Below are 19,389 nucleotides of genomic sequence, written 5' to 3' on the forward strand. Positions count from 1 at the left end.
GGGTTCGACTCGTTGGCGCAACCCCTGCAAGCCGGTGCCACGACGCGCCTTGGCCGGGTGCCGCGGGTTCTTGGCGGGGCCCTCGTCACTGATCTGGATCAGGGTTGGCGAGACGAAGATTTTGACCTGTTGGGCGTAGGAGTGGTGAACGATGTTTGCTCAGGATTCGCGGATGACGTAGGCGGCGTTCGTTTCGATAATGCCGGCGTTGGGAATTCCCCGGTCCTCGATCTCGACCCGGGCACCGGCGGCGTGCAGCAGATCTTTGGCCGCGGACAATTCGGCGTGTACCGACACCTCCCGAGTCGCGGCAACCACATCGCGCACATCGGACAGGGCCTGCCGGGCCAGATCTGCGATCTCGGTGACCTGCTGCTGGGCCGCTGAGAGTCGATCGTTCGGGGCGGAGCTTTCCTCGACGACGTGACCGAGTAACCGACTCGCTAGCTGAGCTTTGACGTTGATGGTGGTCAGGGACTGACCCAGGATGTCATGCAGATCAGAGGCCAATTGGGTGCGACGGCGTTGATCCGCCAGTTGCTGGTTTTGCACCCGCTCCATCGCTTGCTGCTGATCGTTCTCGAGGCTGCGGCGCACCAGCAATACGATCCCGCCGGTCAGGACGACCGTGAGCGGTACGAATAGCCCGTAGGAGGCGTTCCAGGTTTGGGCCAAACTCAGCGCCAGCGTCCCGATCGTCAGTGGCAGCACCCACTTCTTGGGGAGTTGCAGGGCGATCATAGCCACCAGAAAAGGCAGCGCGAACGCGCCGTTTTCCGGGCTGATAAAGAAGAACCACTGCTGCAGGGCCAGGTAGAGGACAATCATGACCCAGACACGGGGACGCACGCGCTGAGCGGGCGCCACGTCGGTCAGCAACCAGCTGGCCATGTACGTGTTCAACAGCGCGAACATCAGCAAAACGGGCAGCAGCAGCTGGCGCTCGCCATCCAGTAGCTCGAGGAGGGCAGAGACCAGCGGGATGATGAGGAAGATGGTGTACGGGGTTGCCCAGAGCAGAGATTCCACACGCGGACGCCCCGCCAACCAACTCCGGGAGCCGGACGGCTTGGTGCCGTCGACAGCCGACTCGGCAGGCGGGGCGAACTTGTGCGAAAACAGCGGCATCAGAAAATGATCTTCGTGTTGGTGCTTGGCGGATTAGCCACGCTCGGTGTCCCGGTTGCGGCCGATTACTGCAAGTATGGCAAAGATTGCCAACCAGCTGATGGCATTGATGAGCGCGCCCCATTCAAACCCGTCCGCATAGATGGGTGCCTGGGCGAGCTTGTTGATGCCGTACAGCGGGCTGTAGGGCGCGATGTTCTGGAAGATCTCAGCCATTTGTTCCAGTGGGAAGAACATGCCGGAGAAGAATGCCATCAGGGCGGTGGCACCGCCCATGACACCGTAGGCGGCATCTGAGCGCATCCAGTATCCGACCGCCAAGCCCATCGCTGCGGTGATGAGCGTGCCCGCGATGATCAGCAGCGCCGTGTAGAACCAGATGGGGGTTTCCATGCGGGCATCGGTCACAGCGCCCACGACGAACGCCACGGAGACGACGACCCCTGCGACGAAGACTCCGGCGATGATCTTGCCAATGATGTACCAGTAAGGCTTCATCGGTGTCAGCGACATCTGGCGGGACCAGCCTTGGGTACGTTCCACGGAGATGTTGGCTCCCGTGGCGGCGCTGGTGATGATGGCGCCGTAGAGGGCCATGCTCACCAGAATGGTGGCGGCAACGTTACCGTTGCCCACTTCGATCAACGAGTGCTCTTGCCCGGTGCCAAACATCAGGTACATCACGATGGGCAATCCCAACGCGAAGCCCAGATTCCACGGGTTGAAGATTTGGTCTTGGATGGTCCGCACGATGGTGGCGATGGTGGGGCGCAGTTGCGATGGGCTCGGACGCTCGAGATCTGCGGTAGTCAGTTCGGGGTTCTTGTGTTGGGTTTCGGTCATGGCTTCAGCTGTAGGTTGTGCGATAGTGGTCACGAAAGTCACGTCCTTAGACTTCGAGGTTCTGCGAGTTCTGGGATGTGTTTGAGTTGTCATCGGTGAGGGCCCGGAAGGTGTCTTCTAAGGTTGCGGAGGTCATCTCAAATCCGCTGGTACCCGGTGCTGACAGGATGGCCAGTGCCGCCGGTTCTAAGGCTGTGCCTTCGAGTTTGACGCGGTGGCCGATGACATCTAGGTGCCAATCTGTGCCGATCCGCAGCTTACGCAGTTGCTGCAGCAAGGTGTCCAGCTGTGCTGGTGCGATGTTCGCCGTCAGGTGCTGCTTGAGAGTGCGTGCCCGCAGGGTTGCGGTGGACTCGTCGGCGACGATGGACCCTTCGGCCATGATGATGGTCCGCTCGGCGAACTCTTCGGCCTCCGTGAGGTAGTGGGTGGCGAAGACGATGGTGCGGCCGGCGTTGGCTTGTTCACGCATCAGCGCCCAGAATTTGCGGCGAGCGTTGACGTCCATCCCGGCGGTGGGCTCATCCAAGATCAGCAGCAACGGGTCGGGGATGAGTGCGATCGCTAGGCGAAGTCGTTGAATTTGGCCGCCGGAGCATTTGCCGATTCGGCGCCGGGCCAGTTTGGTCAGGTCGGTTTCCGCCATGACCTCTTCCACGGGGCGCGGGACGGCATAGGTGGAGGCGATGTAGCTCAAGAGTTGGCCGACCGTCCATTCGTTGATCAGGGAGCCGGTCTGTTGGATCACACCGATCAGGCCACGGTTGATGGCCTTCTTCGGGGCCATGCCGTACAGGGTGCAGCGACCGGATTCTGGTGCGGTCAGGCCCAGCAGCATGTCGATGGTGGTCGTTTTTCCGGCACCGTTAGGGCCGAGCAGCGCGACAATCTCCCCGGGATTGATGCGGAAGGAGACATCGTCAACGGCGAGCACCGGCTCGCCGCCTTTAACGTGGAATCGCTTGCGCAGAGATTCGGCGGTGATGGCGGTGATGTTCGTAGTGTTCATGGTTTAAACACTAGAAAACCGCGTGATTCCGGGTAAGTAGCGTGTGTCACGAGCTGTGAATGACATTTGTCAGGGGTGCATCCCTGACATCCGGAGCAATCCGGCTAAATCGGCCAGAGCTACTTCACGCTCCGGGCTGCCGTGGGCGGGTCTTCCACGTGTTTGGGCTGCTCCCGTAAGGCTTGGGCCAACAGTTGGACGAGGTGACGGCCACTGACCTGGCGCAGGTCTTGAATCTGGGTGCGACAGGAGAAACCGTCTGCCAGAACAGCCCGTTCCGGATGCTGGTCAATCTTGCCCAGAATCCCTTGCTCACCGACCGTCACCGAGATGTCATAGTGGCCGCGTTCCATACCGAAGTTGCCGGCCAGTCCGCAGCAGCCCTTGGAGTATTCGACGTCGCAGCCCATGGCCGTCAGCAGCTGCTGGTCTGCCTCGTATCCCATCACGGCGTAGTGGTGGCAGTGTGGCTGGACGAGCAGCGCCGCATCGCTGCGGGGCGGTTGCCAGCCGATCTCGGTGAGGAACTCTGCGAGAGTGCGCACTCCGGCCGCGACGACACTGGCCCGGGGGTCCTGCGGCAGCAGCTCGGTCAAGTCAGAACGCAGGGTGGCGATGCAGCTCGGTTCAAGGCCCAAGATGGGTTTGCCGGCGGCGGCATGTGGGTACAGCACATCTAGGGTCGCGGCGAGTTTCTTCTTGGCTGCGGTCAGCTGGCCGGTAGAGATCAGGGTCAGCCCGCAACAGGCACCCGGTTCGGCCAGTTCCACGTCGCAGTCGGCGGCCGCGAGGACCTCCAACGCGTCGGGGACGAGACCGGGGCCAAGTGCATCGGTGAAGGAGTCGAGCCAGAGCACCACCTGGTGCTGACCTAGTTGCCCGCCGTCGGTCCGGTTTTTGTGGATCCAGCGGGCAGGCTTGGCCGGTAATTGGGGAAGCCCGCGACGGGTGTCCGCTCCGATGGCGAACATCATGAGCTTGCGCACTGGGCCGATGTTACCCAGCCAGTTCAGCATGGGGCCGAACGGACCGAGATAGCGCAACCACTGCGGTAACCGGCCCAGCGTGTAGTGGGTCCACGGTCGGCGTTTGCCCTGGTAGGTGCGGTGGAGTGCCTCTGACTTGAAGGTGGCCATGTCAATGCCGGTTGGGCAGTCGTTGGCGCAGGCTTTGCAGCTCAGGCACAGATCGAGGGCCTCATGCACTTGAGGGGAAGACCACCCTAAGGTCACCACGCCACCGTTGAGCATTTCTTGCAGAACGCGGGCTCGGCCGCGGGTGGAGTCCTTCTCATCGGCGGTGGCCCGATACGACGGGCACATGAAGTCCGTGGAGACCGTCGACTGGGCCCGGCATTTGCCAACGCCCACGCAGCGGTGCACGGCGTTGGTGATATTGCCGTCATCGGCGGCGAACGCAAAACCGTCGGTCGCCGCCATGGCGTGGGCTTGGGGCCGGCGTAGGTCCGCGTCCAAGGGAGCCGGGTCGACAACGACCCCCGGGTTGAAGATGTTGTGAGGGTCCAGAAGGCCTTTGAACTGGCGCATGAGATCCAGTGCGTCCGACGAGTACATGACGGGCAACAGCTCGGAGCGGGCCCGGCCGTCGCCGTGTTCGCCGGAGAGTGAGCCACCGTAGGAGGCGGCCAAGGCTGCGGCCTCCGCCATGAAGGTGCGCATGGTCTGGTTGCGGTTCTGAAGCGGGAAGTCGATGCGCAAGTGGATGCATCCATCGCCGAAGTGACCGTAGGCCAAGCCCGAGAGTCCGTGGCTGGCCAACAGGGCCTTGAGTTCACGCAGGTAGGGGCCTAAGTGCTCTGGCGGGACGGCAGAGTCCTCCCACCCGGGCCAGGCTTGTTCACCGTCTGCGGTTCGACCGGCCAGCCCGGCGCCGTCGGCCCGGATCTGCCACAGCCGGCGTGCCTGCGGGCCTGCCGGGTGGATGACGTGGTCGAGGGCCGAGCAGTCCGCGACGAGGGCCTCCGCACGCCTCAGAGCGTCGGTGGCGTCCGTGCCGTCGATTTCGATCATGAGCCAGCCCCCGCCGGCAGGCAGGGCGGGTACCGAGCCGGTTCCTTTGCGCCGGACGATAGTCTGGACCAGCTCGGCGTCGAGTCCCTCTAACGCCAGCGGTTTGTGCGGCAGTAAGGCCGGGACGTCGTCGGCGGCGGTGGCCATGTCGGGGTATCCCAACACCACCAGCGCCGGTTCGGTGGCCAGTGGAACAAGTTTGACGGTGGCCTGTAGGAGCAATCCGCAGGTGCCCTCGGTCCCGACCAGTGCGGCCGCCAGGTTTCGGCCGTTCTCGGGTAGGAGCTGTTCGAGGGAGAATCCGGAGATTTGGCGATCAAACCGGCCGAACTCGGTGCGTAGCACCGCCAGGTTGGCGGAGATCAGTTCCTCCAACCCGGCGACGCTGGCCACAGACGTGCTGCCTGCCGCGGTTTCGATGACCTCACCGGTGCCGGTCAGCCAGGTCAGGGATTCGACGTTGTCGGCGCACCGGCCGTAGCTCAGCCCGTGCGGGCCGCAGGCGTTGTTGCCCAGCATGCCGCCGAGTGTGCACCGGTTGGCGGTGGACGGGTCTGGGCCGAAGCGCAGACCGTGCTCGGCGGCTTGGCGTTGCAGTTCGGCCAACACCACACCGGGCTGGACGACGGCAGTCCTGTTGACCGGGTCGATGCTCAACACCTTGTTCAGGTGCCGGGAGAAATCAAGAACGATACCCGGACCAATTGAGTTGCCCGCACACGAGGTGCCGGCCCCGCGTGCGGTCAGTGACATGGCGTACTCGGTGGCCACTTGCAGCGTGTAGAGCACATCGGCCACACATTGCGGGAAGACCACAATCTCCGGCACCACCCGATAGTTGGAGGCATCGGTGGAGTAGATGCCCCGGGTCAACGAGGTGGCGTCCACCTCTCCGAGGAGCCGAGTCTCTAATGCGGTGACGACCGCGGAAATTCGCTCGTCAATGGTGGCGGCGATGTGTTGCACGTTCGGCTCCTCGAAGGTGGGTTAGTAGGAACCGCGCAGGTCCATGGCGGCACGTACCCGCTGCTTGGCCAGCAGCTGGGCTGCCACGTGGGTGGTTTCCCCGGTCTTGGCGGCCTCGTCCAACGTGGTGTTGGCGTTGGCCCGTAGCTTGGATGCCACGGTGTCGAAGATCCGCTGCGGCTCGACCCGGAACGGGGAGAACCGTGCCTCCATGGCGAAGGCTGCAGAGACGACGCCGCCGGCGTTGGCGATGAAGTCCGGGATCAGGGTGACCCCGGTGCTCCGGAAATACTCTTGGGCCGCGGTCGAGGTAGGCAGGTTGGCGCCCTCGACGAGCAGCTTGGCTTTGACGTTTTTGGCCGATTGTTCGTCCAACACGTTTTGGAGTGCAGCCGGTACCAGAATCTCCGCGTCGGTGAACAGCTCCTGCCCGGGATCGATCCGCAATTGCGGGTAGTCCTCGACTAGGTCGTCGCCGACCTCCTCGCGTTTGGTCAGTAGCTGCGGGATGTCGAGGCCGTTCGCATCGGCAATCGCGCCCTTGGCGGTGGAGATCGCGGTGACGGTGTAGCCCAGCTCGTGTAGCCGTTTGGCGACCGCGTGGCCGACCGCGCCGAACCCTTGGACGGCTACCCGAGGCTGGTTCAGGCCCATCCGGGTGGCGGTTTCGTCCACGACTTCGGCGACACCGAAGCCGGTGATTCCCAGCTTGTCGTAGGCCACCCCGCCTAGCTCGTGTGGGGTGCCTACGGCGGCGCCGCGGCCCAGCTCATCGTTGATGATGGCCGCGTCGTTTTCGGTCAGGCCCATGTCCAGCCCGAAAACGTACTCCTCGGGGACCTCGTTGGATAGTTTCCGGACGAAGGAGCGAAGGATGCGTTCTTTATCCGGAGCGGTCGGGTCAGCTTTGATCCCGGCCTTGGCGCCGCCGTAGAACAGATCCACGGCGGCCCACTTCCACGTCATGACCCGGGCGAGGCGGCAGACTTCGTCGACCGTGACGGTTGGCTGCATGCGGGTACCGCCCTTACCGATACCGCGAGCGGTGTTGTCAATGACGAGGACGCCACGCATCTTCGTCTTGGGGTCACTCACGGTGACGATTTTTTCTGGTCCCCACTCATCGATGAGGTCAAAGAAGTCTGCCACAACGCCCTTTCAGTGTTTGGCTCAGCTGTACTTGCTAGATGAATTCAACGCCCTGGGCCAACGGCAGTTCGCCCGAGTAGTTGATGGTGTTGGTGGCCCGGCGCATGTAGATCTTCCAGGCGTCGGATCCGGATTCGCGACCGCCACCGGTTTCCTTCTCGCCACCGAACGCGCCGCCGATCTCGGCCCCGGAGGTGCCGATGTTGACGTTGGCGATGCCACAGTCCGAACCGCGGGCGGAGAGGAAGATCTCGGCTTCGGTCTGGTCTGAGGTGAAGATGGCGCTGGACAGGCCCTGGGGGACCGCGTTGTGCAGCTGAATGGCTTCATCCAAATCCGTGTAGGTCATCACGTACAGGATCGGGGCGAAGGTCTCGTCTTCCACGATGGCGGACTGAGCTGGCATCTTCACGATGGCAGGTTCCACGTAGTAGGCGTCCGGGTACTCATCGGCCATGACGCGGTTGCCGCCAACCAGTACCTGTCCGCCTTCGTCCTTGGCCTGGGCTAGGGCGGCTTGCATGTCTTCGTAGGAGCGGCGATTCACCAGTGGGCCGACCAGCACGCCCTCGTCGGAGGGCTTGCCGATGGTCAGGGTCCGGTAGGCGGCGACCAGTTTCTCTACCAGTTCATCGGCCACGGATTCGTGGACGATCAGCCGGCGCATGGTGGTGCAGCGCTGGCCGGCGGTTCCGGCGGCGGCGAACGCGATGCCGCGCAGGGCCAGATCAAGGTCAGCACTCGGGGTGACCAGGGCTGCGTTGTTGCCGCCGAGTTCGAGCAGGATGCGGCCGAAGCGCTGGGCTACGCGTGGGCTGATTTCCCGTCCCATCCGGGTGGAACCGGTGGCCGAGACGAGGGCGACGCGCTTGTCATCCAGCAGCGGGGCAGAGGCCTCCGGGTCAGCGATCACCAGCTGGTTGATGCCCTCCGGGGCACCGCAATCGGCAACGGCGCGGCTGAGCAGGGCCTGGGTGGCTAGGGCACACAGGGTTCCGACCGCCGATGGCTTCCACACGACGGAGTCTCCGGCTACCAACGCGAGCGCGGTGTTCCACGCGTAGGGGGCAACAGGGAAGTTGAACGCGGTGATGCAACCAACGACACCGAGTGGGTGCCAGGTCTCCATGAGCCGGTGGCCGGGGCGCTCGGATGGCATGGTCTTGCCGTAGAGCATGCGGGACTGACCCACCGCGAAGTCGCAAATGTCGATCATCTCTTGTACTTCGCCTTCAGCCTCGGAGGTGATCTTGCCGACCTCCGCGGTGACCAAGCTGGCCAGATCGGATTTGTGCTCGGTGAGCAGTTCGGCCCACCGTTTGACGACCTGCCCGCGAACCGGGGCCGGCACATCTCGCCAGGTCAGGAATGCGTCGTGGGCATCGGTGATGGCCTGTTCGACGTCGGCGCGGGTGTGGGATTGTACGTTCAGCAGCAGTTCGCCGGTGACGGGGGAGTGGATCTCTCGGTCGCCGTGGAACTGGTGTTCGCTCACACCGCAGGCCAGCAGGGCCTCACGTACGGTGGTGGTCATGGTCTGGTCTTGAAGTTGGATGGTCATTGCTCTCCTTGAATGGTTGTTTCAGGTTTAGTTGCTGGTTGCGCTCGCGGACAGCGCCGGGTTGTGCGCGTCCGCAGTGACGGTGGCCTTCAGGGCCTCCGAGAGGGCATCAAGGGATGCTTGCTGCTGCGCGGCGTAGAGTTCGTTGGGGTCGTGGACGGGGCGGCCGACGATCTGTTCCATGACGGTGATGTCATAGTCGGTACCGGCCTGGGCGTCATCGCGGGAGCCTTCCCCGGTCAGGTTGGACTGGAAGATGCCGGCTGCCGAGCGCGGCAGGAAGTCCTCGTAGACGATCGGCTCGGCGACCACGTGCCCGGCGTCGACCAGATCCCAGACGGAGGTTTCGGCGCCGGCAGCCTGTTCGGCAGCCGCAGCTTGGGCGCCCTCGGCTAGGTGGTAGGTGAAGAAGGCGAGGCCCTGTTCTGCCAGCCCACGTTCGGTGTTTGGCAGTCGCTCCCGCCAGACCTCGCGGGCCACGTCGGTGCGGATGCCACCGGATTCGGCTAGCCGTCGGTCGGTCTCGGCCAGCATCTGGTCGTAGAGGATCCGGCCGGCCGGGGTCAGTGCGATGCCGCGCTGCTCAACTTCGCCGAAGCGCACGCGCAAAGTGCCCGGGCCGACGGTACCGTTTTCGAACTTGAAGATGCGTTCTTCGGAGAGTGCGCGGAAGGAGGTCTGGCGCAGCAGGATGTCGGGGCCTTCCCACGCGGGTGGGCCTTGGACCTCGTCGATCATCTTGATGCCGAGTTCTTCCATTTGGCGGTACAACTCATCGATGTCCAGCACGCGTGGGGTGAGGTGGTTGATGTGGGTGCTGCTGACACCGCCGATGTCCGCGGCGACAGCCGAGATGTTTTCAAGCTCGCGGTACCAGGCGTGATCGACCGGGTCATCGGAGAGTTTGAAAGCTGCGGTGGCCAGCTCGAGCAAGTGCGCGGCCTCGGCATCGTCAAGGCCGCCCTGTTCGGCCGCCTTGTCAGCCAGTGCCAGGAGCTCTTGCGGGAAGAGCGTGCGTTGGGTGATGAAGTCTTGCAGGCGGGCTTGCAGGTCTTCGTCGAAGAAGCGTGGGTCATCTGCGGCCAGCATTGAGGTGAAGACACGGAATGGGTTCTTGGCGAGTTCATCGGCGTCCACGGGGCGGAAGGCGGTGGAGACGACGGGCACCGAGGACTTGGAGGCATCACGCAGATCGTAGAAGCCGACCGGGTACATCCCGAAGGCGGCGAAGACGCGAGCAACTTGGGCCATCTCGGTGGGGGAACCAACGCGGATGGCACCGTGACGTTCGGCGGTGACCCGTTCGATGCTGCCCAGGCGTTCGGCCTCGGCGCCCTCTTTGGCCATGAACTCTTCATTGACCTTGGTGGAGACGTCCACCAAGGTGTTGTAGGCGGGAACTTCCTTGCCGTACATTTCTGACAGGCTTAGCGCGAAGGCTGCGCGAAGTTGCCACAGTTCTTGGAATGCCATGTTCCTGAGATACCTTTCGAAAATAAGTTGGTTGAAAGCTAGATGATGTTGACTTCGCGCCGAGTCAGCGCGGGTGCGTTGAGCCGCTCAAGGGAGAACGGCAGCGGGTCCATGAAGGATTCGCGGTCAAGGTAGAGGTCCGCCATTAGCTCGCCAACGGCAGGAGATTGTAAGAAGCCGTGACCGGAGAAGCCGGTGGCGTAGAAGTAGTTGCTGATGTGATGGCTGCGGCCGATGAACGCGTCATGGTCCGGGGTGTTCTCGTAGAGGCCAGCCCAGCCGCACTCGATGGTCGGATTCGCCAAACTTGGTGCGATGACCGCTGCGGCGTCGTTGAATTCGTTGAGCCAGCAGAAATCGAATTCGCGGTGGTAGCAGGGGTCCTGATCGTGGGAAATCCCCAGCAAGAGGGCATCGCCGGCATTGTGAAAGTACATGGTGGTGGACAGGTCCAAGGTGAAGGGAACCGTCGGATGCGGCTTGTCTGCAGGGGCTGTCGGTGTGAAACCAATCATGCGGCGAACCGGCTCGATCGGCATGTTCACGCCCAGCATGGCTGAGACCGTTCCGCCCCAAGCCCCGGCGCAGTTGAACAGCGCGTTCGTCTTGATGGTGCCCCTAGTCGTCGTCACCGCGGTAACCGCGCCGTCCTGGGTGTCGATGCTCAAGACTTCGGTGCAGTTCAAGAAGGTGACGCCCAGTTCTTCGGCGGCGCGCACGTACCCTTCCACGACCTTGGCTGGTTGGGCGTAGCCGTCCTCCGGTGAGAAGGCGGCACACATGAGCGCATCCGGGTTCAAGAAAGGGTTGAGTTCGGCGGCTTCACGCGGAGTGACAATCCGGGAGTTGACGTCCATTTCGTTCTGGACGGCGGTCGAGTTCACCAGTGAATCGGCTTCTGCGGAGTCGCGGGCCAAGAAGAGGTAGCCAACCCGTTTCAGACCAATGTCGATCCCGAAATCTTGTTGGAAGTTTGCGAACTTCTTCAAGGAGCGCTGACCCAAGACGATGTTGGAGGGATCAGAGAAGTTGGCTCGCACTCCACCCAGTGGTTTTGCTGAAGAGCCCTTGCCGATCTGGCCTTTTTCAACAACGACAATGTTGCGCACGCCTTGGGAGGCCAAATGCCAAGCAATGCTCACGCCGATGGCGCCGCCGCCAACGATGACGACGTCTGCTGACGCGGGTTGTGCGGCAGCGGTAGTGAGACTCAACGAGATTGCGTGTTCCACAAACGAGTCCCTTCTCGTGTGATGGCGTTCACTAAAACGCCTGTTGTGGGTTATCGATAACCATACTTCACGAGCTGGAACTGTGTGTCAAGGGTCACATGGGAAATAGTTTGGGTTGTCTGCGGCGGGGCCGTAAAGCTAGCAGTCTGGTCGCGCGTATTCGAGGTGTTGGATCATCAATGCGGCGGCCAAATCTGGCTCGCCGCTGATCACGGCTTCGGTGATGCGCTCGTGCTCCTGGGCGCTGGCGAGAAGTTGCCCGTCGCCCTTGAGGTGCTCGTAGGAGCCGTTGACGCGAGACTGGTCGCGCAAGCGTTCAACGATCTCGAGCCAGCGTTGATTGCCCAAAAGTTCAACGAGTTTGAGGTGGAATTCTTGGTCTGCCTCGAGGTAGTCGGCCAGGTCGCCCTGAGTAAGATCCACCGTTTTTTGGGTAAGTTTTCGTAGTTCCGTCGCTTCGCCCTCGGTGACACGGCGGGCGGCGATGCGGCGAACAGCTTCCACCTCGACGAGGAGCCGCAAGTCGTAGACTTCGCGCTTATCGGCGTCGCTGAGCTCCACCACGCGGAAGCCGCGGTTGCGCACCAGTTCGAGCAGGCCACGGTTGACCAGCGACATCATGGCTTCACGCACGGGGCTGTTAGAAAGCCCGAGTTGGGTTGCGATGGCGTTGGCGGAATAAATCTCCCCGGGCTTCATATCGCCGCTGAGTAAAGCATGCCGAAGCATGGACTCGGTCGAGTCCTTGAGGGTGCTGTGCCGCAGGGCCTGCGAAACCATGTCGCTGGCAAAGGGCAAGCGGGAAGCGTCCAAACTCATCGTGGCTCCTACTGCCTACTGAACTTATCGGCAGTCTATCGTCACAAATGCGCGAGATTGGTTGATTCTGTGTTCGACTTACTCGGTGGTCGCAAAGCTGCTGCCAAAAGCTACGCCTACTGATGAGTATCTTTCTGTCGCCAAAATGGGGAAAAGGGTTGACATGAAAAACCGCGTGGAGGATTATGGGTTATCGATAGCTGAGAGTGGCGTACATCACAAAGTCAGTGTGGATAGCCGTGGATCCCTCTCTTCTCCATCAATCTGACAGTTCGGAAGGTTCAGATGAAAATCTCGCACGAGATTCCAACACTCATGTCAGCAACGTCTGTCGACGAATCAATTCAAAATATTTTCGGTCCCATCGTCGACTTTCTTGAGACGATCGTTTTCTTCGCTGTTCCCATCGGTGACGCCGAGCTCCCGCTGCTAGTAGTCTGGCTGATCTCTGCGGGTATTTTCCTCACATTCTGGCTTCGCATTCGGCCCATTCGCGACGCCAAACTCAGCTTTAAGATCATCAAGGGTCACTACAGCCGTCACTCGGATCCGGGGCAGGTCACCAGCTTTCAAGCGCTGGCGACAGAACTTTCCGGAACGATCGGTCTTGGCAACATCGCCGGTGTGGCGGTAGCTATCTCTCTGGGCGGACCCGGCGCGACGCTCTGGATCATTCTGGCTGGTTTGCTCGGAATGGCCGTGAAGATGGCTGAGGCGACGCTGGGGCAGAAGTACCGTACGGTGCACGCCGACGGTAGCGTCTCCGGCGGGCCGATGTACTACCTGCGCGACGGTCTGAAGTCGATTGGTCGGCCAAAGCTTGGTAAATTCCTTGGCCTGTTCTACGCGGCGGGCATGATGATCGCCGTCCTCGGTGCGGGTAACATTTTCCAGGCCAACCAGGTCACCGCACAGCTCGTCAACGTGACCGGCGGAACCGACAGCCCACTGTACGGGCAGGGCTGGATCGTCGGTCTGGTGTTGGCTCTGGTGGCCGGCGTCGTCATCATCGGCGGTATCAAGTCGATCGCACGCATGACCAGCCGCATCACCCCAATCATGGCCGTGTTGTATGTACTGTGTGTCTTGCTGATCTTGGCCATCAATATCGGTCAGATTCCTGCCGCCATCGCGACCATCTTCTCCAGCGCCTTCACCGGTGCGGGTGTCACGGGCGGCATCATTGGTGTGGCCATCATCGGTATTCAGCGAGCAGTGTTCTCCAACGCCGCTGGTACCGGTACCGCAGCTATGGCTCATGCGGCTTCCAAGAACAAGCGTCCGGCAGAAGAAGGTTTGGTCGCCGCCTGGGAGCCATTCATTGACTCTGTGGTGATCTGCACGATGACCGCGTTGGCGATCATCGTGACCGGTGTCTACCAGGACACCACCTCTGACGGTGTGGCCATGACGACTGATGCGTTCAACACGGTTCACGATGCGTTCTCAATCCTGCTGACCGTCAGCATCGCACTGTTCGGTTTCTCCACGATCTTGAGCTTCTCCTACTACGGTCGCAAGACCACCGGCTATGTCTTCAACCAGTCGAAGATCGCTGAGCGGGCCTACGACGTGGTCTACGTTGTCTTCATCGTGATTGGCGCTTCCGTCTCCTTGGATATGGTGGTCCGGTTCTCCGATGCGATGTTCTTCCTCGTGACGGTGCCGAACATGTTGGGTATCTACTTCCTGGCCAAGGTGTTGCGTAAAGAGGTGTTCGATCACCGCGTCGGTTGCCAAACCGGGCAGATCCCGGTGGTGCCACTGGGTGAACGATCCACGATCTTGGGCGCGAAGATGTCCGAGAAGATCGACAAGAACGGTGGTTCCCAGCCCAGCGGGGGAGCAGATAAGGACCCTGTCTCGGCGAATGCTTCCGACAGGTAATTAGCTCAGAAGCGAGCTCGTCAAACATATAAGGAGGCCTCGTAACGTCGGTTGACGCTACGAGGCCTCCTTATTGTCTGGGTTCTGTTTCGTCCGCTCTAGTGGGCTGGCAACCGGACCATGCCGAGCTCAGCCGGGCTAGCCAGGAGCGGATGGGCGGGCAGGATTCGCACCGTGTAACCGAAGGAACCGGAGGTCTCCAAGGTCACATGCCCCGTGTAACGGAACCGCCCGTCGTCCAGATCCTCCGCCAGTTCTAGGTCATGCATCTGCGGATCCAGCAGGGCATCATCGTCGACGTGGCAGCGACCATAGATGATCTGCACTTGGACCTCTTCCGGGCGCAGCCGACCAAGATGAAGGTAGGCCTGCACCGTGAGCGTGTCACCGATCTGCGGGGCTTCTTCCACGCCGTGTGAGTCCACGTGCTCGATGCTGACCGCGTCAAAGTTCTGCCTCAAGTGCTCCACATAACCGGCGAACTGGTTCGCGGCGGCAAAGTCGTCTGCGGCGAAAATCGCGCCCGAGCGGGCAGCTGGCAGATAGAGCTGCTGAACGTAGTCCTTCAGCATTCGGGAGGCAGAAACCTTCGGACCCAGATCTTGCAAAGTGTGCTTGATCATGGAGATCCACTGATGTGGCACAGGATCTTGCGGCACCAGCGCACCGGAGTCCTGGGCGGTCAGCTCACCCGGGGTTGCTTCCGGCGCTTCCGAGCCGTAGAAGCGTGGAATCAACTGGTTCTCCAGCAAATCGTAGAGTGCCGCCGATTCAAGATCGTCGCGTTCGTCTTCGGTAGCGGTAGCCGCAGCGGTCGGGATAGCCCAACCGTTATTACCGTCGTACATTTCATCCCACCAGCCATCCAAAATGGACAGGTTGAGGCCACCGTTAAGCGCGGCCTTCATACCAGAGGTGCCGCAGGCTTCTAGTGGACGCAACGGGTTGTTCAACCACACATCGCAGCCGGGGAAGAGGGTCTGTGCCATGCGCATGTCATAGTTCGGCAGGAACACAATGCGCTGACGCACCCGCGGATCATCGGTGAACTGTACCAACTCTTGGATCATCCGCTTGCCCTGCTCGTCGGCAGGGTGGGACTTGCCTGCGATGACCAACTGGATGGGTCGCTGCGGATCCGTCAAGAGCTTGGCCAAACGTTCGGGGTCGCGGAGCATCAGGGTCAACCGTTTATAGGTTGGCACACGGCGTGCAAAGCCGATCGTCATGACGTTTTCATCGAGTGCCTCATCGATCCAGCTCAACTCGGCTTCTCCCGCACCGCGCTCCAACCATGACTTGCGCAGTCGCATCCGGGCGTCGGTGATGAGTTTGCGGCGCAGTACACGTTTCAGATCCCACAGCGTGTTGTCCGGGATCTTGCCGACCTGGGACCAGTCGGATTCAATGACTGCATCCATGCCGAGAGCTTCGGCTGCGAAGTCCACAATCTCCGGTGCCACCCACGTGGGTTCGTGCACGCCGTTGGTGACAGAGGTGATCGGGACTTCTGAAGTGTCAAAGGCTGGCCAGAGACCGGAGAACATTTCCCGGGAAACATTCCCGTGCAATTGGGAAACACCATTGGCGCGCTGGGCCAGACGTAAACCCATAACGGCCATGTTAAAGACGGCCGGATTACCATCAACATAGTCTTCGGTGCCCAGCTCTAGCAGGCTCTCAACCGGTACCGATGGCGCCAGCGGTCCGGTAAAGAAATGACGGATCAGCTCGCGATCAAAACGGTCAATACCAGCTGGAACCGGAGTGTGCGTGGTGAACAGGGTGGAGGCGCGTACCGCAGCAAGGGCCTGATCCCAGTTCAGGCCGCGGCCCAGAAGTTCCTCAATGCGTTCGATGCCCAGGAACCCAGCGTGGCCTTCGTTGGTGTGGTAGACCGTCGGCGCAGGGGTGCCGGTGATGCGTGCGTATGTGCGTAGCGCCTTGACCCCGCCCATGCCAAGCAAGAGTTCTTGCAGTAAACGGTGCTCGCCGCCGCCACCGTAAAGTCTGTCGGTAATGGTGCGGGCAAAGTCGTCGTTGGCTGGAACATTTGAATCCAACAACAAAAGCGGTACGCGGCCGACCTGAGCGATCCAGATATCGGCGTGCAGTTTACGTCCGCTGGGCAAATCCAGGGTGACGGTTGCGGCTGTCCCGTCTGCCTCCTTCAACTGGGTGAGCGGCAGGTTATCCGGATCAAGAACAGGGTAGTTTTCCAACTGCCAAGCGTCACGAGACAGTGACTGGTTGAAGTACCCGGATTGATACAGCAGACCAACCCCGACAATCGGGACGCCAAGATCAGAGGCAGCCTTCAGATGGTCACCGGCAAGGATTCCGAGGCCACCGGAGTATTGCGGCAGCACCGCCGTGATCCCGTATTCAGGAGAGAAGTAAGCGATGCGTTCCGGGGCGTGCTCGGTGCCTGCAACGTCTTGCTGGTACCAGCGGTCTTCGCTGAGATACGTACGCAACTGCTCGGTGAGCTCCCGGGTGCGCTGGACGATGTCCGGGTCAGCTGCAAGGGCCGCCAGCTGACTGCGGTGGAAAGAACTCAGCAGGGCAACTGGGTCGCCACCAACTTCGGCCCACCCCTGTGGGTCGAGGGACTCAAAGAGCCGCTGAGTCGGTAGGTGCCAGCTCCAACGAAGGTTGGCAGCTAGCTCGCTCAGACCCTGAAGTTCGGTGGGCAAGTGGGTACGCACAGTAAACCGTCTAATCGCTTTCACACACTCAGGGTAACCAATAAATAAGTGTGCAAAGTTCTCTCGCGCTGACTAGCCTTAGAGGCGTGAACGCTACTCATAATCTTGCTCCACGACCGTATCCAGATTTGAAAACCGGGCGCATCGTTGTCACGAACGTTTCCCCGGTCATTGATTGCGGAGCTTTCCCAGCGAAAGCGGCTCCGAATGAGGACATCACTATTTCCGCCGTGGTCTTCCGCGAAGGACATGAGAAAGTAGCTGCCACAGCCGTGCTGTTCGACGCTGCTGGCGCGAGAATTCAAGAGAAAACGATGACCCCCGGGGCTCCGGGAACAGACCTATTTCACGCCACGCTGCGTCCACCAGCGGTGGGCGAATACACGTTTTGCGTGGAGGGCTGGGCCGATTCCGTCGCAACGTGGGCCCATGCCGCCGAGGTGAAAATTGCGGCCGGTGTCGATAGTGAATTGATGCTGGCAGAAGGTGCGAACCTCTTCGAAGCTGTCGCCGCTGATCGCAAGAATTCACGTAAAGAGGGCAAAGTTTTTACCGAACTGGTCGAATTGTTACGCGGCAAAGACCTGCCCGTGGCGCAGCGCTTGGCTGCGACGCAGAACCCCACGATCAAGAATGCTCTGGACGAGGAACCCTACCGCGAGCTGGTTTCTGCTTCCCCGGCCTATCCGATTCAGGTCCAACGAGAACTCGCTCACCGTGGCGCATGGTACGAATTCTTCCCTCGTTCTATTGGTGCTAGCTACGACGCGGCCACGGGGGAATGGGCCTCAGGTACGTTCAAGACCGCCCAAAAGCGTTTGCCGGAAGTCGCCGCGATGGGCTTCGACGTTGTGTATTTGCCGCCGATTCATCCGATCGGTGTCACCCACCGTAAGGGCCCGAACAATACCTTGACCGCTGGGCCACAGGATCCAGGATCCCCGTGGGCGATCGGCGCTAAGGAAGGTGGGCACGAGGCGGTCCATCCGGAGCTTGGTACGGTGCAGGACTTCATCGACTTCGTTGAGGTCGCCAATCAGAACAACCTAGAGATCGCACTCGACCTCGCCTTGCAGTGCTCACCGGATCACCCGTGGGTCGCCAAACACCCGGATTGGTTCACCATCCAAGCGGACGGCACCATCGCCTACGCGGAGAACCCACCGAAGAAATATCAGGATATTTACCCGCTGAACTTCGACAACGACCCCAAGGTTCTGTCCAAAGCGATCCTGAAGATTGTGCTGCTCTGGGTCTCCCGCGGGGTCAAAATCTTCCGCGTCGATAATCCACACACGAAACCGGTTTGGTTCTGGGAATGGTTGATTCGTGAGACGCACAAGAAACACCCCGAGGTGGTGTTCTTGGCGGAAGCATTCACCCGTCCGGCCATGATGCACACCTTGGCCAAGGTCGGCTTCCAGCAGTCCTACGGGTACTTCACGTGGCGCAACACCAAGGAAGAGATCGAAGAGTACCTGGCGGAAATCACGCAAGAAACCCAGGCGCTTTACCGACCGAACTTCTTTGTGAATACCCCGGACATTCTGACCGAGTATTTGCAGTTCGGCGGACCGGCGGCCTTCAAGGTGCGTGCGGTCCTAGCTGCGATGTCTAACCCGCTGTGGGGCGTCTACTCCGGGTTCGAACTCTTTGAGCACGTGGCCCGACCGGGTGCTGAAGAGTACATCGACAACGAGAAGTACGAGTTTAAACCTCGCGATTATCAGGCAGCCGAAGCCGAGGGCAAGTCAATGGCCCCCATGTTGGCCCGGCTGAACTGGATCCGTCGAAACCACCCGGCCACCGAGGACCTCGGGAACATGACGATTCACGAAAGCAGCGATGATGCCACCGTGGTGTTCTCCAAGACCAAGGTCACTGCGGATGGTACCGACACGTTGATCACAGTGCTTAACACGGACCCGCAAGCGGTCCGTGAGGGAACCGTGTGGCTTGACCTCGATGCCCTTGGTTTGGCCGAAGGTAAAGCTCGGTTCCAAGTTGAGGATCTGCTTTCCGGGGAGGTGTACGACTGGGGTGAAGAGAACTACTTCCGCTTGGATCCCTGGAAGAACGTCGCACACATCCTGCACGTGAAGCATTAGATGTCTGGCGGGATACTCATGGCCAGTTTTTAGGGACGCCAGCCCCTAGCAGGTTGGAATTGTCCGTGACCAAGGAAATCGAAATATTCTTGGGTAGACCTGAATTTTTCGTGGTCGAACAGATTAAATCGAAGAAATTTGTCCTCGTTGTCCATCCCAGTTGCGTAGGCAATTAGTTCCACTAAATGGCCATTGCTCCTTCGACCATGGTAGGTGCCGAGTACGACATCGCTAACTTTGAGCTTGGAGTGAGCTTCAGACGGCAGCAGTGCAACGTTTAAGGGCTCCAGTTCGGCATCTGGAACTGGGTCAATAAGTGTGGATCTATGGATCCAACCAGACTCCCACGATGGCTCAAGACGGTAGTAATGTGGCTCATCGTAAAAATGAGTGTATTTTGGTTCTGAATCCGCCGGTGTCCAGGAGTGCTCTGGTGATGTAGTGCAGCAGGTTGCGGAAGCCCAGAGCGGTGCCGC

General features: G+C 60.8%; 13 protein-coding genes. 2 read left to right on the top strand and 11 right to left on the bottom strand.

The genetic code is table 11. The features are described 5' to 3' along the window. Positions 1–159: 159 nt before the first annotated feature. From ACFFFR_RS07915 to ACFFFR_RS07955, 9 genes are all read right to left on the bottom strand, one after another. Positions 160–1,128: a sensor histidine kinase gene (locus ACFFFR_RS07915; protein ID WP_377459359.1), complete on the bottom strand. Its 969-nt coding sequence runs from the start codon at positions 1,126–1,128 to the stop codon at positions 160–162. A 33-nt stretch (positions 1,129–1,161) separates the two neighbouring features. Next, complete coding sequence (locus ACFFFR_RS07920) at positions 1,162–2,004, bottom strand: ABC transporter permease (protein ID WP_377459360.1); 843 nt, start codon at positions 2,002–2,004, stop codon at positions 1,162–1,164. A gap of 13 nt (positions 2,005–2,017) precedes the next feature. Next, positions 2,018–2,980 carry an ABC transporter ATP-binding protein gene (locus ACFFFR_RS07925; protein WP_377459362.1) on the bottom strand — a complete coding sequence of 321 codons (963 nt, stop codon included), beginning with the start codon at positions 2,978–2,980 and terminating at the stop codon, positions 2,018–2,020. 119 nt (positions 2,981–3,099) lie between these two features. Further along, a complete protein-coding gene (locus tag ACFFFR_RS07930) occupies positions 3,100–5,976 on the bottom strand; it encodes an FAD-binding and (Fe-S)-binding domain-containing protein (protein WP_377459364.1) in 2,877 nt (958 codons plus the stop codon). A 21-nt stretch (positions 5,977–5,997) separates the two neighbouring features. After that, positions 5,998–7,125, bottom strand: coding sequence for a Glu/Leu/Phe/Val family dehydrogenase (locus ACFFFR_RS07935; protein WP_377459365.1), 1,128 nt, complete (start codon positions 7,123–7,125; stop codon positions 5,998–6,000). A 34-nt stretch (positions 7,126–7,159) separates the two neighbouring features. Beyond that, positions 7,160–8,686, bottom strand: coding sequence for an L-piperidine-6-carboxylate dehydrogenase (gene amaB / locus ACFFFR_RS07940; RefSeq protein WP_377459367.1), 1,527 nt, complete (start codon positions 8,684–8,686; stop codon positions 7,160–7,162). Between the two features lie 27 nt (positions 8,687–8,713). After that, positions 8,714–10,159: a 2-oxoadipate dioxygenase/decarboxylase gene (gene hglS, locus ACFFFR_RS07945; RefSeq protein WP_377459368.1), complete on the bottom strand. Its 1,446-nt coding sequence runs from the start codon at positions 10,157–10,159 to the stop codon at positions 8,714–8,716. Positions 10,160–10,197: 38 nt separating this feature from the next. After that, a complete protein-coding gene (locus ACFFFR_RS07950; protein ID WP_377459370.1) occupies positions 10,198–11,391 on the bottom strand; it encodes an NAD(P)/FAD-dependent oxidoreductase in 1,194 nt (397 codons plus the stop codon). 138 nt (positions 11,392–11,529) lie between these two features. After that, a complete protein-coding gene (locus tag ACFFFR_RS07955; protein ID WP_377459371.1) occupies positions 11,530–12,210 on the bottom strand; it encodes a GntR family transcriptional regulator in 681 nt (226 codons plus the stop codon). A gap of 315 nt (positions 12,211–12,525) precedes the next feature. On the opposite strand from ACFFFR_RS07955, the gene ACFFFR_RS07960 reads away from it, so the two are divergent. Continuing rightward, positions 12,526–14,097 (top strand): alanine/glycine:cation symporter family protein, encoded by a 1,572-nt coding sequence (locus ACFFFR_RS07960; RefSeq protein WP_377459373.1) that lies wholly within the window; start codon positions 12,526–12,528, stop codon positions 14,095–14,097. Between the two features lie 98 nt (positions 14,098–14,195). Here the strand turns inward: ACFFFR_RS07960 and glgP are convergent, their stop codons facing one another. Next, on the bottom strand, positions 14,196–16,829 hold the full coding sequence (gene glgP / locus ACFFFR_RS07965) for an alpha-glucan family phosphorylase (RefSeq protein ID WP_377459375.1): 2,634 nt from the start codon (positions 16,827–16,829) through the stop codon (positions 14,196–14,198). Between the two features lie 62 nt (positions 16,830–16,891). Here glgP and ACFFFR_RS07970 point away from each other — a divergent pair, with 62 nt between their 5' ends. Continuing rightward, entirely contained in the window at positions 16,892–18,913 is a 2,022-nt protein-coding gene (locus tag ACFFFR_RS07970) for an alpha-1,4-glucan--maltose-1-phosphate maltosyltransferase (protein WP_377459377.1), read from the top strand. Between the two features lie 29 nt (positions 18,914–18,942). Here the strand turns inward: ACFFFR_RS07970 and ACFFFR_RS07975 are convergent. Next, the coding region (locus tag ACFFFR_RS07975; protein WP_377459389.1) for a hypothetical protein at positions 18,943–19,389 on the bottom strand (447 nt) is incomplete at its 5' end.

This window comes from Micrococcoides hystricis (assembly GCF_042434215.1).
GTDB classification, from domain to species: Bacteria; Actinomycetota; Actinomycetes; order Actinomycetales; family Micrococcaceae; genus Micrococcoides; species Micrococcoides hystricis.

What these genes read in the sequence shown, in the direction of transcription:
- ACFFFR_RS07915 (WP_377459359.1), bottom strand. Translation starts at nt 1,128, where the DNA reads ATGCCGCTGTTTTCGCACAAGTTCGCCCCGCCTGCCGAGTCGGCTGTC.
- ACFFFR_RS07925 (WP_377459362.1), bottom strand. Translation starts at nt 2,980, where the DNA reads ATGAACACTACGAACATCACCGCCATCACCGCCGAATCTCTGCGCAAG.
- amaB (WP_377459367.1), bottom strand. Translation starts at nt 8,686, where the DNA reads ATGACCATCCAACTTCAAGACCAGACCATGACCACCACCGTACGTGAG.
- hglS (WP_377459368.1), bottom strand. Translation starts at nt 10,159, where the DNA reads ATGGCATTCCAAGAACTGTGGCAACTTCGCGCAGCCTTCGCGCTAAGC.
- ACFFFR_RS07955 (WP_377459371.1), bottom strand. Translation starts at nt 12,210, where the DNA reads ATGAGTTTGGACGCTTCCCGCTTGCCCTTTGCCAGCGACATGGTTTCG.
- ACFFFR_RS07960 (WP_377459373.1), top strand. Translation starts at nt 12,526, where the DNA reads ATGTCAGCAACGTCTGTCGACGAATCAATTCAAAATATTTTCGGTCCC.